The following is a 14,773-nucleotide window of genomic DNA, read 5'->3' on the forward strand; positions in this document are numbered from 1 at the left end:
TTCAAATATCCTCGGGGGTGAATTCGCGACAAGCGAAGAGGGGGCTGAAGGCCCCCTGCCGCCCTCACCCCATCGCGCGCAGCTTGGCCAGCACGTCGCGCAGCCGCTCGGCCTCGTCGCTCTTCTCGGCCAGTTGTCCGCGCGATTCCTCGACCACTTCCTCCGAGGCATTGGCGACAAAGCGCGGGTTGTTCAGGCGCCCGGACAGACCGTTGATGTCCTTGTCCAGCTTTTCCAACCCCTTGGCCAGACGATCCGCCTCGGCCGCGATGTCGATCACGCCCTCCAGCGGCAGCGCATAGGTCGCGCCCTCGACGGCCACGGTCAGCGCGGCCTTGGGCACCGTCTTGCCGACATGCAGCCCGTCGATCCGCGCCAGCCGCTCGATCAGCGTGGCGTTGCGGGCATAGGCCCCCTCGGCCGCCGTGTCCTGATCCACCACCAGCATCGGCAGTTTCAGCCCGGCGGGGACGCGCATCTGGCTGCGGGTCGAGCGTACCTGTTCGATCAGGTTGATCACCCAGCCCATTTCGCGGTCGGCCTCTGCATCGGCGATCTCAGGCCCATAGGTCGGCCAGTCGCCATGCACCAGCAGCTTGGCGCGGGTGCCGGTCTGGCCCCAGAGCTCTTCGGTGATGAAGGGCATGATCGGGTGCAGCAGCAGCAGACACTGGTCGAGCACCCAGCGCATCGTCTCGCGCGTCTCGTCCGCCGCCTCGCCGTCGAACAGCGGCTTGGAAAATTCGACATACCAGTCACAGACCTTGCCCCAGACGAACGCATAGAGCGCCTGCGCCGCGTCATTGAAGCGGAAGGCGGCCATCGCCTCGTCCACCGCCACGCGGGTGCGGGCGGTTTCGCCAATGATCCAGCGGTTGACCGTTGCGGTCGCAGCAGGCGGGGTGGCCGATTGCGCCACGCCCGGCTCGAACACGCCGTTCATCTCGGCAAAGCGGGTCGCGTTCCACAGCTTGGTGGTGAAATTCCGATAGCCGGTGATGCGCTGCGTGTCGAGTTTCAGCACCCCGCCAAGGCTGGCCATCGCCGCATTGGTGAAGCGCAGCGCATCGGCACCGAATTCGTCGATGATATCCAGCGGGTCGATGACGTTGCCGACCGACTTGGACATCTTCTTGCCCTTGGCGTCGCGCACCAGCCCGTGCAGATAGACCGTGTGGAACGGCACCTGATCGACCACGGCCAGCTGCATCATCATCATGCGGGCAACCCAGAAGAACAGGATGTCCTGCCCTGTCACCAGCACATCGGTGGGGAAGTATTTGCCCAGCTCCGGCGTCTGCTCAGGCCAGCCCAGAGTGCCGATAGGCCAGAGGCCCGAGGAGAACCAGGTGTCGAGCACGTCGGGATCTTGCGTCAGCACCTTGCCCGGTGCCATCGCCTGCGCATCGGCAGCCGAGGCGGCGCAATATTGCTGGCCGTCCTCATCATACCACACCGGGATCTGGTGTCCCCACCACAGCTGGCGGCTGATGCACCACGGCTCGATATTCTCCAGCCAGTGGTAATAGGTCTTCTCGCCCGAGTCCGGCAGGATGCGGGTATAGCCCGCGTCAATGTCGAACGTCCCGTTGCGGTCGGCCTCGCAGCCCTTGCGCACGGCGTCGAGCGCCGGTTCGACGATTTTCGACGTGTCCACGAACCACTGATCGGTCAGGAACGGCTCGATCACCACCTTCGAGCGGTCGCCGAAGGGCTGCATGATCAGCTTGTCCTCGACCACCGGCAGCAGTTCGAGATGCTCGGCATGGGTCTCGGGGTCGATGGATTTCTTCAGGTACGTGACCGCCAGCCCCTCGGCGGTGACCGCCGCGATCACCGCCTTGCGCGCCTCGAAACGGTCCAGCCCGCGGTATTCCTCGGGGACGAGGTTGATCTGCGTGACATCGCCCGCCTCGCGCTCACCGCGGGCGATCTCGCCGGCCAGCGTGGCGCTTTCGGCATAGGACAGGCCATCGGCGCGCATCTGCGCCTTGGTGTCCATGAGGTTATAGAGCGGAATACCGTTGCGCTGGGCGACGGCGTAGTCGTTGAAATCATGCGCCCCGGTGATCTTCACCGCGCCGGAACCGAAATTGGGATCGGGGTAGGGGTCGGTGATGATCGGGACCAGGCGGCGGTGTTCCTTGGGGCCAACGGGGATCTCGCAGAGCAGGCCGACGATGGGCTTGTAGCGCGCGTCATCCGGGTTCACCGCGACTGCGCCATCACCGAGCATGGTCTCGGGGCGGGTGGTGGCGATGGAGATATAGTTGCGGGTCTCGCGCAGGGTGACGTTCCCGTCCTCGTCGCGCTCGACGTATTCATAGGTTGCGCCGCCGGCGAGCGGGTATTTGAAGTGCCACATGTGGCCCTGCACTTCGGTGCTCTCGACCTCGAGGTCGGAAATCGCCGTTTCGAAATGCGGGTCCCAGTTCACCAGCCGCTTGCCGCGATAGATGATGCCCTTGTTGTAGAGATCGACAAAGACCTTGATCACGGCGTCGTGGAAATTGCCGTCTTCGCCCCCGGAGCACCGGGGGCACCCGACATGGTGAAGGCGTTGCGCGACCAGTCGAGCGAACAGCCCAGACGCTTGAGCTGGCCGATGATCGTGCCGCCGGACTTGGCCTTCTGTTCCCAGACCTTGGCGGTGAAGGCCTCACGGCCCAGTTCGCGCCGTCCGGGCTGCTGGGACAGGGCCAGCTCACGCTCGACCACCATCTGCGTGGCGATGCCCGCGTGGTCCTGACCGGGCTGCCAGAGCGTGTCGAACCCGCGCATGCGGTGCCAGCGCACCAGAATGTCCTGCAGCGTGTTGTTGAAGGCGTGCCCCATGTGCAGGCTGCCCGTCACGTTGGGCGGCGGGATCATGATGCTGAAGGTCTCGTCGCGGCTGGCATTCGCGCCCGCCCTGAAAGCGCCGGTCTCTTCCCAGAGCGCCGCGATGCGGGCTTCGGCCTCGGCGGCGTTGAAGGTCTTGTCCATGCTCATCTGATCGTTCCCTCGAGGCTTTGGCCGGGTTTTATCCAAGCGCGGGGCAAAGGGGAAGGGGAGGGGCGCGGCGACGGGGGCATTGAGCCCCCGCCGCCGCGCGCGGGGGCGCTGCCCCCACGGCCTTGCGGCCTCCCCCGGGATATTTAGGGAGCAAAGAGAGCAGGGTTAACGGGCGGTTAACGCGATCATCTGTCTCTAAATATCCACGGGGGGTTCCCCAAGGGGGAGCGTGCTCCCCTCTTGGGCGAGGGGGTCCGGGGGCGAGCAGCCCCCCGGTTTACTCACTCGGCCGCGTCGAGATAGTCACTGAGCGGTGGGCAGACGCAGCTGAGATTGCGGTCGCCCCAGACGTTGTCGACCCTTCCCACCGGCGGCCAGTATTTGTCGACCCGGAACGCGCCCGGCGGGAAGCAGCCTTGCTCGCGCGAATAGGCGCGGGTCCAGTCGGCGACCAGATCTTCGACGGTGTGGGGGGCGTGGCGCAGCGGCGAGTCCTCGGCGGTTATCTCGCCCGCTTCGACGGCGGCGATCTCGGTGCGGATCGCCAGCAGGGCGGTGATGAAGCGGTCGATTTCGGCTTTGGTCTCGGACTCGGTCGGTTCGACCATCAGCGTGCCCGAGACCGGCCAGCTCATCGTTGGCGCGTGAAAGCCGTTGTCGATCAGGCGTTTGGCGATGTCTTCGACCGTCACGCCAGCCTCGGCGAAGGGTCGGGTGTCGAGGATGCATTCATGCGCCACGCGCCCCCGGTTGCCCATGAACAGCACCTTGTAGGCCCCGCGCAGGCGGGCCGCGATGTAGTTGGCGTTCAGGATCGCGACGCGCGTCGCCTGCGTCAGACCCGGTCCGCCCATCATCAGGCAATAGGCCCAGCTGATCAGCAGGATGGAGGCCGAGCCAAAGGCGCGGCCGACACCGGCCCTGCGTCGCCGCCGGTTTCGGGGTGGCCGGGCAGGTGGGGGGCGAGGTGGGCTTTCACGCCGATCGGACCCATGCCCGGCCCGCCGCCGCCATGCGGGATGGCGAAGGTCTTGTGCAGGTTGAGGTGGGACACATCGCCGCCGATCTCACCGGGTTTCACCAGCCCGACCATCGCGTTCATGTTCGCGCCGTCGATATAGACCTGCCCGCCGAACTGGTGGGTGATCGCGCAGACCTCTTTCACCGTTTCTTCGAACACCCCGTGGGTCGACGGATAGGTGATCATGCAGGCCGCCAGCCGGTCGCCCGCCGCTGCCGCCTTGTCGCGGAAATCGTCGAGGTCGATGTCGCCGTTGGGCGCAGAATGCACAACGACCACCTCCATCCCCGCCATATGGGCCGAGGCCGGGTTGGTGCCGTGTGCCGACATGGGAATCAGGCAGATGTCGCGCTCGGGCTGGCCTTGGGCGCGGTGGTAGGCCTGAATGGTCAAGAGCCCCGCGTATTCCCCCTGCGCGCCTGAGTTGGGTTGCATCGACATCGCGTCATAGCCGGTGATCGCGCACAGCTTGGCCGAGAGGTCGGTGATCACCTCGGCATACCCCAGCGCCTGATCGGCGGGGCAGAACGGGTGCAGGGCGCTGAAGTCGGGCCAGGTGATCGGCATCATCTCGGCGGCGGCGTTCAGCTTCATCGTGCAGGACCCCAGCGGGATCATTGCCCGGTCCAGCGCCAGATCGCGGTCCGACAGGCGGCGCATGTAGCGCATCATCTCGGATTCGGCGCGGTTCATGTGAAAGATCGGGTGGGTGAGATAGGCGGTTTCGCGGGCCAGCTCGGGCGGGAACCCCAGCTGCGCGTTATGCGGGGGGACGGCGTCGATGCCGAAGGCCTTGAGCACGCGGGTCAGCACCTCTTCATCACTGGTTTCATCCAGCGCGATGCCGACATGCCGGGTGCCGATCTTGCGGAAGTTCAAGCCCTCGTGCCGGGCGGCGGCCAGAATGCCCGCTTGCCCCACGCCCACCTCGACGGTGATCGTGTCAAAGAAGGCGTCCGGCTGGACCACGGCGCCCGCTGCCTTCAGCGCACGGGCCAGCCGTTCGGTGCGGAAATGCACCCGCTCGGCGATGGCGCGCAGCCCGTCGGGGCCGTGGAAAACGGCGTACATCGAGGCCATGACGGCCAGCAGCGCCTGCGCCGTGCAGACGTTCGAGGTCGCCTTCTCGCGGCGGATATGCTGCTCGCGGGTTTGCAGGGCGAGGCGGTAGGCCTTGTTGCCGCGCGCGTCGACCGAGACGCCGACCAGCCGTCCGGGCATCTGGCGTTTATGCGCATCGGCGCAGCTGAGGAACGCGGCGTGCGGGCCGCCATAGCCCATCGGCACGCCGAAACGCTGCGACGAGCCGACGGCGATATCGGCACCCATGGCGCCGGGTTCCTTGATCAGGCAGAGCGCCAGCAGGTCGGTCGCCAGAATTGCGATGGCTTTGGCGGCGTGCAGGGCGGCAATGGTGCCCGAGTAGTCGCGCAGACGGCCATGGGTGCCGGGGTACTGGAAGATCGCGCCGAAGACGGCGGCGGGGTCCAACGTTTCCGGCTCGCCGACGATCACCTCGATGCCCAGCGGCGCGGCGCGGGTCTGCATGACGGCGATGTTCTGCGGGTGGCAGTTGGCGTCGATGAAAAAGCCCTTGGCCTTCGACTTGGCCACCCGCTGCGCCATGACCATCGCCTCGGCGCAGGCGGTGGATTCGTCGAGCAGCGAGGCATTGGCGATGGGCAGCCCGGTCAGATCCGCCACCATTGTCTGAAAGTTCAGCAGCGCCTCAAGCCGCCCTTGGGCGATTTCGGGCTGGTAAGGGGTATAGGCGGTGTACCACGCCGGGTTCTCCAGAATGTTGCGCTGGATCGCGGGCGGGGTGATCGTGCCGTAATAGCCCTGCCCGATGAGCGAGGTCATCACCGTGTTGCGCTTGCCCACCTCGCGCATTTTCGCCAGCAGCGCGCCCTCGGACAGCGGTTCCCAGTCCAGCGGCGTGTCCTGCCGGATGGTGGGCGGGACGGTCTCGTCGATCAGCTGGTCCAGCGTGTCGCAGCCGACAGCGGCCAGCATCTCGGCCATTTCGACCGGCGAGGGGCCGATATGGCGGCGGTTGGCGAAATCGTAAGGGTCATAGGCGGAGGGCGTGAAGGACATGGGAGCCTCAGGGCTAAGGGTCAGCGCGCGTCGGAATGGGCGGCGACATTCACAAGGTTGCCGTCGGGGTCGCGCAGGTAGAACCGGCGCACGCCCCAGGGTTCGGTGACAGGGCCGTAGACCGGCTCGGCCCCGGTGGCGCGCAGGCGGGCGAGGGCGGCGTCCAGATCATCGACCGCGATGGTCAGCGCGGGCAGTTCGGTGCCCGAGCCGCCTTCGGTCGCCACCTGCAGCTGGGCGCGGGGTTGCGGGGGGCCGCCAAGGAAGGCGATCCACCCCATGTCAAACTCGACCTCTAGATCGAAGATCTGCGCATAGAACCGCGCCAGAGCGGCAGGGTCGCGCGTGGGCAGGTTGGGAACGATGCGCAGGACGGTCATGTCAGCCGATGAAATCCTTGTATTCGTCTTCGGTCATCAGGTCGTCCAGAACGCTCAGATCCTCGATCTGCATCTTGAAGAACCAGCCCTCGCCCATCGGGTCTTCGTTCACCAGACCGGGGTTGGCGACGATGGCGTCGTTGATTTCGACGATCTCGCCGTCCAGCGGGGCAAGAATGTCCGAGGCGGCCTTGACCGATTCGATGACGCTGACCTCGTCGCCCTTGGCGACCTTGGTTTCCAACTCGGGCAGTTCGACAAAAACGATGTCGCCCAGTTGCTCGGCGGCGTGGTCGGTGATGCCGACGATGACGACATCGCCGTCAACCAAGAGCCATTCGTGTTCTTCGGTGAATTTCATCGCTGAGACCTCATGTGCGATAAGAGGAGGGACGGAAGGGAAGGGAACACACCCGGGCCGGCAGGCGTTTGCCGCGCAGCTCGGCCCAGATCAGGGTGTCGGGGGTGGCCAGATCGGCGGGCAGGTAGCCCATGGCGATGGGGGCCTGCAGCGAGGGGCCAAAGCCGCCCGAGGTGATGGTGCCGATGGGGTCTGCGGCGGTCTCGGTCGCGAAGAGCCGGGTGCCTTCGCGCATCGGCGCGCGGCCTTCGGGGCGCAGGCCGACGCGCTTGCGGGCGGGGCCTTGGGTCAGATCGCGCAGGATGCGGTCGGTACCGGGGAAGCCGCCACTGGCGCGGCGCGATTTCTGGATGGCCCAGCTCAGGCCTGCCTCGACCGGCGAGGTGGTGGTGTCGATGTCGTGGCCATAGAGGCACAGCCCGGCCTCAAGCCTGAGCGAATCACGGGCGCCCAGACCGATCGGCGCCACTTCGTCCATCGCCAGCAGGGCGCGGGCGAAAGCCTCGGCGCGGCTCTCGGGCAGCGAAATCTCGAAGCCGTCCTCGCCGGTATAGCCCGAGCGCGAGATCCACAGCGCCACGCCGTCCCAGTCCAGCGTCGCCACATCCATGAAACGCAGCGCCGTCACACCGGGCACCAGCCGGGCCAGCGCCGCCTCGGCCAGCGGGCCTTGCAGGGCGACCAAAGCGCGGTCGGTGACCGGCTCGACCCCGGGCAGATGCGCTTGCAGATGGGCGATGTCGGCGTCCTTGCAGGCGGCGTTGACGACCAGAAACAGGTGGTCGCCCCGGTTGGCGACCATCAGATCGTCCAGAATGCCGCCGTCGGCGTTGGTGAACAGCGCATAGCGCTGTCGCCCCTCGGCCAGCCCCGCCACATCGACCGGCACCAGCGCCTCAAGCGCCTGAGCGGGCGCGCGCAGGATCACCTGACCCATGTGGCTGACGTCAAACAGCCCGGCCTTTTTGCGGGTGTGCAGGTGTTCACCCATAACCCCCATGGGGTATTGCACGGGCATCGCATAGCCCGCGAAAGGGACCATCTTGGCCCCGCGTTCGACATGAAGATCATGAAGGCACGTTTGCCGCAGTTCGGTCATTCCGATCACTCCCTGACCGGTCGAATGACCGGCACCAAGCCCGGCGCGATATGCGCCCGTATGGTGCCCCCTCTGTCCTTGCCCGGTTTGGGCGCCTGAGATCGTTATCCCTTCGGCGGGCGCGAACGCCACTCTCCAGAGTTCCAGATGTGAACGCGGTCCTTTGCGCCTGAGAGTTTACCGGGGCGGTTGCTCCTTCGGCACCGGCGGGGTGGAGACCGCCGGGTTCTCCCGTGTTCACGACCATTTCGATAGCAGCAGCGACATGGGGCTGGCAAGCCCCTCGCGATGCCGGGCTTGCGCCGGGGGCGGGGTTTCGGCATCCCTTGGGCACACGACAGGAGAATGCCCTTTGTCCGAACCGTTTTTCTTTGGCTATGGGTCGCTGGTGAACCGCGCGACGCATATCTACACCCCCGCCTACCGTGCCCGGCTGACCGGCTGGCGGCGCGCGTGGAAACACACCGATGGCCGGGGCGCGCCGTTCCTGACGGGTGTGCCCGATGCCGGCTCAACCATCGACGGGCTGGTCGCCCATGTGCCGGGCGGCGACTGGGCGGCGCTGGATCTGCGCGAGGAAGGCTACGCGCGCCACCTGATCGGCGCGGGGCTGAGTGTCGAAGGCGACGAGCCGGTCGCCGCGCAGGTCTATGCGGTGCCGCCGCTGAGCATGATCACGCAGGGTGATCCCGCACCGATCCTGCTGAGCTATCTCGACGTGGTGGTGCAGGGCTATCTGCGCGAATTCGGCGAGGCGGGCGCACATGACTTTTTTGCCACGACAGACGGTTGGGAGACGCCGGTGATCGATGACCGCGCCGTGCCGATCTATCCGCGGCATCAGGCACTGACCCCGGCCGAACGCTGGTTCGTCGATGCGCGGCTGGTGGATTACGGGGTGCGGGTGGTCTGATGCGGCTGGTCTGCCTGAACGGCTGGGGCGGCACGCTGCACGAGGCGCTGATCCCGTGGCTGGCGCAGGCGGACCCGGATGTGCTGTGCCTGCAAGAGGTGGTGCACACGCCCTTGTCGCGCAAGGACTGGCTGGAATACCGCGACGGCGACCACATCCTGCCGCAACGCGCCCGGATGTTCGACGAGGTGAAGGCCACGCTGCCCGGTCACGCCGCCTATTTCTGCCCGGCGGCGACCGGGGTGCTGTGGGACGGCGCGCGCCCGGTGCCGTCGCATTGGGGGCTGGCGACGTTCGTGCGCGGCACGATCCCGGTGATCGGGCAGGCGCAGGGCTTTGTGCACAAAGGCTATGGCGCCGATGGCTATGGCGAGCATCCCCGCTCGCGCAGCGCGCATGCGGTGCGGATCTGGGACAACGGGCCGGTGGTTATTGCGCAGATGCACGGGTTGCGCGATCCGGCGGCGGGCAAGGCCGATACCGCCGCGCGCGCCGCACAGGCCGAGCGGTTCGTCGGTCTGATCTCGGGGCTGGCGCTGCCCGGTGACGGGGTGATCGCGTGTGGGGATTTCAACGTCCTGCCGGGCAGCGAGACCCTGACGCGGCTGACGGCGCTGGGCCTGCGCGAGCTGGTCACCGAAGGCGGTTTTCCCGGCACGCGCACGGCGCGCTACACCAAGCCCGGGCGCTTCGCCGATTACCTCATGGTGAACGGCGCAGTCGGGGTCCGGCACTTCGACGTTCTGCAAACGCCCGAAGTCAGCGATCACTGCCCGCTGATCCTGCAGACGTAAAAAAACCGGGCGCTGGGCGCCCGGTTTCGAGGTGTACGAGGTAACGCCTCTTCTGGGTCGTCTTAGTCGACCGACAGCGCCACGAACCGCGGATCGCCGCCCGAGCGGACCATCAGCAGCAGGGTGCGGCGTCCGGCCTCGCGGGCTGCATCCAGCCGCGCGTGGAAGTCTTCAACCGAGGTCACAGGCTGCTGCCCGGCTTCGGTGATGATGTCCCCGGCGCGCAGGCCTTTGGCTTCGGCATCCGAGCCCGGCTCAACCGCGCCGATCACCACGCCGGTGACCCCCGGTGCCAGCCCCATCTGCTCGCGCATCTGGTCGGTCAGAGCGGTCAGCTCCAGCCCCAGAACCTGCGACACGTTCGGTGACTGCGGTTGTGCACCGGTGGCGGTCTGCGTCAGCTGCTCTTCATCGCGCTGGGCGAGGGTCACTTGCAGCGTCTGCTCGGCCCCGTCGCGGAACACCACGACATCGACCTCACGGCCCACGCCAGCATCGGCCACACGGCGGACCAGCTCGCGGGTATCGGCAACTTCCACGCCATCGAAGCTGAGGATGACGTCACCCGATTCCACGCCGGCGGCTTTCGACGGACCGTCCATGACCTCGGTCACCAGCGCGCCCCGCGCGGCGGCCAGACCCAGCGCCTCGGCAACGTCGCTGGACACATCCTGAATGCGCACGCCCAGCCAGCCACGGCGGGTTTCGCCGAACTCTTGCAGCTGGAACACCACGCGTTCAACCACATGCGAGGACATGGCGAAGCCGATGCCGATCGAGCCACCATTGGGCGACAGGATGGCGGTATTCACGCCGATGACCTCGCCGCTCATGTTGAACAGCGGCCCGCCCGAGTTGCCCCGGTTGATCGCCGCGTCGGTCTGGATGTAGTCGTCATAGTTGCCTTGCAACGCACGGCCACGGGCCGACACGATCCCGGCAGAAACCGAAAAACCCTGACCCAGCGGGTTGCCGACAGCCAGCACCCAGTCGCCGACACGGGCGGATTCGCTGTCGCCGAAGCTGACGAAGGGCAGGTCGCGATCGGCGTCAACCTTGAGCAGCGCGATGTCGGTGGCGCTATCGGTGCCGACCAGCGTCGCGTCCATGCGGGTGCCGTCGCGCATTTCGATCTCGATCTCGTCGGCACCTTCGATGACGTGGTTGTTCGTCACGATATAGCCGTCAGCCGAGATGACAAAGCCCGAACCCAGCGCCTGGCTTTGACGCGGGCGTGGCTGTTGGCGACCATCCTGATTGAAGAAATCGTTGAAGAAGTCCTGAAACGGTGCGCCATCCGGCAGCTGTGGCCGCGTGCGGTCGAGGCTGGCGGCAACGGTCGTCGAGGTGGTGATGTTGACCACCGCCGGGCTGACCAGATCGGCCAGATCGGCAAAGCTGACCGGACGGTCCTGCGCGTGCAGCGGCAGAGCCATGGCGGCCACGAGCAACACCATTCCCAGGAGGTTGAACCAGCGCAAGGCAACCCATCCCGGGGTTGGTCGCGCAAGGGCCAGAGCGCTTGCCGCGCCCGCCTGGTGATGCGTCATGATTGTATCCCCTTGGTCGTTCGATACGCGCCTGGATCCCCGCCCTGGCGCAGTCCTGAACTTAGGAGCATTCGCCAAGAGTGCAAACAGACATTGAGCGTTTCAAGCGAAGGTGAAGGTTTGGTGAATTTCCGTGTTGGAAAGCGGCGATGCCGCGATCACCTGTGTTTTGCGCTGAGCGCAGGGCCACTGAAACCAGCGCGGACTAAACGTTGACCAAGGGTTTTCGCTGTGGCAGTGACGATCTGCAACAGAAGGCGGGGCTCGCGATGACCAGCGCAATAGCACTTCAGGTCTTCAACAAGCCGGATCTGACGTCAGAGCTTTTGACCTCTCTTTCCAATGCGTTCGGGGTCGAGACGTATCGCGTGTATTTGCTGCAGGATCTCGTTGACCGGTGCGCTGTCTTCCAAGCGGTATGCGCTGGATCACGCGCGCACAAAAGCCGTCGCCGAGGCTTGGCTCCAGCAGAATGCAACGCGGTTCGTTGCGGCAAGTTTTCGCGAGAACGACAGAAACCTGGGCACATGCAAGACGACCCAGTCGGTGATCGACTGGGCGCTGACTGACTGCGACGATGTCATCTTTTCCGAAGATGACACAACGTTCGAGCCTGATGCCTTGACGTGGTTTCGGGCGATGTTGGCGCATGAAACCTTTGCAGCCGCTGACGTCTGGGCGGTCGCGGGGGAATCCAAGATCTTTGACTCCGGCGGAGCGCCCGTCACGCAAGAGCAACTGGCCGAAGGACATGCCGCCGTCACGAACGAAGGGCTGTTGGCCGAATTCATCCGTCTCGGCTTTCTGCCGTCGACCTGTTTTGCCACCAATCGGCAGAAATGGTCCGCGTTCGGACACACGCGGGGTCTTCCCAATGGGGATCGGGATGTGAATATCCGTTGCAAGGAAGAGGGCCGGTTTTCGCTCTGGCCCGTTGTCGCCCGCGTTTCCGACAACGGAATGCACCACCCCAACGGGTTTTCCGTGCTGGTGCACAAAAGCCCTGAGCGTGTTTCAAACAAGAAGCAAAACATCGCGTCCGGGCAGTTCGGGGCGTACGACCCTGACTTTGTCGAAAAAACCAGAAACGTAGGTGGCCTGTTCAGTCGGTTCTCGACAGGCTGGAGGACCACGTGACGCTTGAGGTGGCCTACGATGATGCAAACATAGCGGTTCTGCATGTTGATCGTGGCCGCAGCGGGCCGCTTTTCGTGACCTTCTCCGATCTTGCCTTCCGCCCGGCCCCGGGACGCTTTTCAGCGGACACTGTTGCCGAGGCTCTCGGATACTCGGTTCTTGGCGTCGTGGCCAAATCGCCCGCCTGGTACCCGGCAACAAGCCTTCGTGCCGCTGCGCGGTCGCTAGAGCACCGCCTGCAGCGCGATGGTCCCCGCGTGCTCTACGGGGGCTCGATGGGGGGTATGCCGCGCTCAAATTCTCGCGTCTCTTTCACGCCACGCATGTTCTGGCGATGTGTCCGCAGGTGACGATTGACCCCGCTACGTGCCCTGCGTTCGACCGCAGGTTTTCGCGCTACTGGAACGAGGGAAGCGGCGGAGAACTGGTAACGGCTGACGATCTCGCGGGCCGCGCTTACGTCTTCTACGATCCTTTTCATCCCATTGATTCGTGGCACGCCGCCCAGATTTTTGCCCTCGACCCAGACGCTGTCGAGGTAAAGATGCCGTTCACCGGACATCACACGACAAGTGTTCTTGCAGGAACAGGGCGCGTGAAGCGTCTTCTCGACTGCGCGCTCTCTGGCCGTGACGCTGTCTTGAGGGCAGAAGTGGCGGTAATGCGACGCGGACATGACCTGCGGGCGCGGGTGCTCCTTGAGGCAGCCCTGGCCCGTCATCCTCATCTCTGCCACCGGGTCCTGAAGGGCTTGAAAGCCAAGGGCGATGCTCTGCCGTTCAACGAGAGGTTCTGGACATGGGCAAATCCGCTGCTTGAGGCCGCGTCGTCGTAACGGGAAATCGCGCGCATGGGGAGGAGCCTGAGAGGGCATCCAGAGCGCACAAGATCGGTGGGGCCGGGGCGCGACGAATCGGAATTATGCCCGTACGGGCTCCGCGAAAAACAGGGCGCCTGTGCACGTAAGTACCTGTAAATGCGCTGAACACAGTTGGCGAACGTCGCTCAGCGCTCCATCGAAAAAGCCCTTGTTCTCCCTCCACATGGCCAATATACGGGTCGGCGGAGATGTGGCCGAGTGGTCGAAGGCACACCCCTGCTAAGGGTGCAGGCCCGGAAGGGTCTCGAGGGTTCGAATCCCTTCGTCTCCGCCACCAACCCCTTTTCAATCAGGTGCTCTTGCTGGCTTGCCGAGCAGGGCGGTGGTCAGGCCGCTGTTGCCCCCCCGGTATGGTGAGCGCTATGGCGCGGGCGCGGGCTTTTACGCAAGCGGCGTCTGACGCATTCCGGGGGCACGATACGCGACCGCGTGTCCGCAGAATTCATCCCTTCACTGCTGCCATGCCCGACGGTGCCGCGACCGCGTGTCGCCGTCTGATCAGATCGACTCGCGTTCGATCAGCTCGCATTCGACCTTGATCTGGTTGTGCCGTGGCGTGAGGCCGGCGGCGATGTCGAGGATCTGATCTGCCGCCGCGACACCCATCTCGTAATGCGGCAGGATGAGCGAGGTGAGGGGCGGGCGCATGAACTGCGCGATCTCGCGGTTGTCGAACCCGATCACGGCCATGTCCTGCGGTATCCGCAGCCCGGCCTCTTTCAGCGCGTCATAGCAGCCGGCGGCCATCATGTCGTTGGCGCAGAAGATCGCATCGGGCGGGGTGTCGAGCGCGAGGAAAGCCCGCGTCCCGTCATACCCCGACGGCGGTTCCCACGTGCCGTTGTAGACAAGCGCGGGGTCGAAGCTGATGTCGTTGCTTGCCAGCGCCTGCCGGTAGCCGCGCAGTCGGTCGCTGGACGCGTCGATTCCTTCCTGGCCGTTGATGAAGCCGATCCGTTTGCGGCCGGAATCAATGAGTTGTTGCGTGGCTGTGCGTCCGCCTTCGAGATCGCCGGGCATCACCGAGGGAAGCCGCCGCTTTGCGTCGTAGCAATTCAACAGGACAGTTGGTGCCTGCGGGAAAACGGCTTGCGACGAAATCTCGCGGGTGAGCATGGTGCCATAGATGAAGCCGACGACGGGGATCTGGCTGTATTGGCGCACCAGGTCGTCGTCGATGACATTGGCGTTTCGGCAGACGGCGAGGGACATCGAGACCCCGCGCTCAAGCGCACGCTCGCGCGCGCCCTCGAACGCAAGGGCCATCCAAGGATCGCTGGTCAGTTCGTCGACCACAAAGACGATCAGATTGGCCGCGGAGGTCATTTGCACCGGGCCGCGCTGTGTCAGGCGATAGCCCAGAGCCTGCGCCGCTTCGCGGACTTTCAGGCGGGTGTCCTCGCTGAAGCGGGCGCCCGGGCTGCCGTTCAGGATCAGCGAGACTGTCGCTTGCGACACGCCCGCCTTGGCGGCAACATCCATCATCGTCGGCTTCAGCAACTTCATGTCAGAATTTCCGCTTCCTGATCCTTTCGTCATCGTCG

The 14,773-nt window shown here is 65.4% G+C and carries 9 protein-coding genes, 1 tRNA gene, 2 pseudogenes and 1 riboswitch; of the genes and pseudogenes, 5 read left to right on the top strand and 7 right to left on the bottom strand.

The window, feature by feature from the left end; genetic code table 11:
* Positions 1-64: 64 nt before the first annotated feature.
* The 5 genes and pseudogenes from OKW52_RS06715 to gcvT form a co-directional block, all read right to left on the bottom strand.
* Positions 65-2,991 (bottom strand): annotated as a pseudogene (locus OKW52_RS06715) (valine--tRNA ligase).
* Between the two features lie 284 nt (positions 2,992-3,275).
* Positions 3,276-6,115: pseudogene (gcvP, locus tag OKW52_RS06720) on the bottom strand (aminomethyl-transferring glycine dehydrogenase).
* A 20-nt stretch (positions 6,116-6,135) separates the two neighbouring features.
* A complete protein-coding gene (locus OKW52_RS06725) occupies positions 6,136-6,495 on the bottom strand; it encodes a VOC family protein (protein ID WP_264505037.1) in 360 nt (119 codons plus the stop codon).
* Between the two features lies 1 nt (position 6,496).
* Positions 6,497-6,856 (bottom strand): glycine cleavage system protein GcvH, encoded by a 360-nt coding sequence (gene gcvH, locus OKW52_RS06730; protein ID WP_264505038.1) that lies wholly within the window; start codon positions 6,854-6,856, stop codon positions 6,497-6,499.
* 10 nt (positions 6,857-6,866) lie between these two features.
* Entirely contained in the window at positions 6,867-7,955 is a 1,089-nt protein-coding gene (gcvT, locus tag OKW52_RS06735; RefSeq protein ID WP_264505039.1) for a glycine cleavage system aminomethyltransferase GcvT, read from the bottom strand.
* A gap of 146 nt (positions 7,956-8,101) precedes the next feature.
* Positions 8,102-8,199: riboswitch (glycine riboswitch) on the bottom strand.
* Between the two features lie 108 nt (positions 8,200-8,307).
* Between gcvT and OKW52_RS06740 the strand changes: the two genes are divergently transcribed.
* A complete protein-coding gene (locus OKW52_RS06740) occupies positions 8,308-8,868 on the top strand; it encodes a gamma-glutamylcyclotransferase (RefSeq protein ID WP_264505040.1) in 561 nt (186 codons plus the stop codon).
* Entirely contained in the window at positions 8,868-9,662 is a 795-nt protein-coding gene (locus OKW52_RS06745; RefSeq protein WP_264505041.1) for an endonuclease/exonuclease/phosphatase family protein, read from the top strand. Before OKW52_RS06740 ends, OKW52_RS06745 begins: the two co-directional genes overlap by 1 nt.
* 62 nt (positions 9,663-9,724) lie before the next feature.
* On the opposite strand, the gene OKW52_RS06750 is transcribed toward OKW52_RS06745, so the two are convergent.
* Positions 9,725-11,212, bottom strand: coding sequence for a Do family serine endopeptidase (locus OKW52_RS06750; RefSeq protein ID WP_406622195.1), 1,488 nt, complete (start codon positions 11,210-11,212; stop codon positions 9,725-9,727).
* Between the two features lie 390 nt (positions 11,213-11,602).
* Here OKW52_RS06750 and OKW52_RS06755 point away from each other — a divergent pair, with 390 nt between their 5' ends.
* From OKW52_RS06755 to OKW52_RS06765, 3 genes are all read left to right on the top strand, one after another.
* Positions 11,603-12,349 (top strand): glycosyltransferase family protein, encoded by a 747-nt coding sequence (locus OKW52_RS06755; protein WP_264505042.1) that lies wholly within the window; start codon positions 11,603-11,605, stop codon positions 12,347-12,349.
* A 346-nt stretch (positions 12,350-12,695) separates the two neighbouring features.
* Complete coding sequence (locus tag OKW52_RS06760; RefSeq protein ID WP_264505043.1) at positions 12,696-13,184, top strand: hypothetical protein; 489 nt, start codon at positions 12,696-12,698, stop codon at positions 13,182-13,184.
* A gap of 229 nt (positions 13,185-13,413) precedes the next feature.
* Positions 13,414-13,503 (top strand) — tRNA-Ser (locus tag OKW52_RS06765).
* A 224-nt stretch (positions 13,504-13,727) separates the two neighbouring features.
* On the opposite strand, the gene OKW52_RS06770 is transcribed toward OKW52_RS06765, so the two are convergent.
* Positions 13,728-14,735, bottom strand: a complete 1,008-nt coding sequence (locus OKW52_RS06770; RefSeq protein ID WP_264505044.1) for a LacI family DNA-binding transcriptional regulator — start codon at positions 14,733-14,735, stop codon at positions 13,728-13,730.
* Positions 14,736-14,773 lie beyond the last annotated feature (38 nt).

The sequence above is a fragment of the Pararhodobacter zhoushanensis genome, assembly GCF_025949695.1.
Classification (GTDB): Bacteria; Pseudomonadota; Alphaproteobacteria; order Rhodobacterales; family Rhodobacteraceae; genus Pararhodobacter; species Pararhodobacter zhoushanensis_A.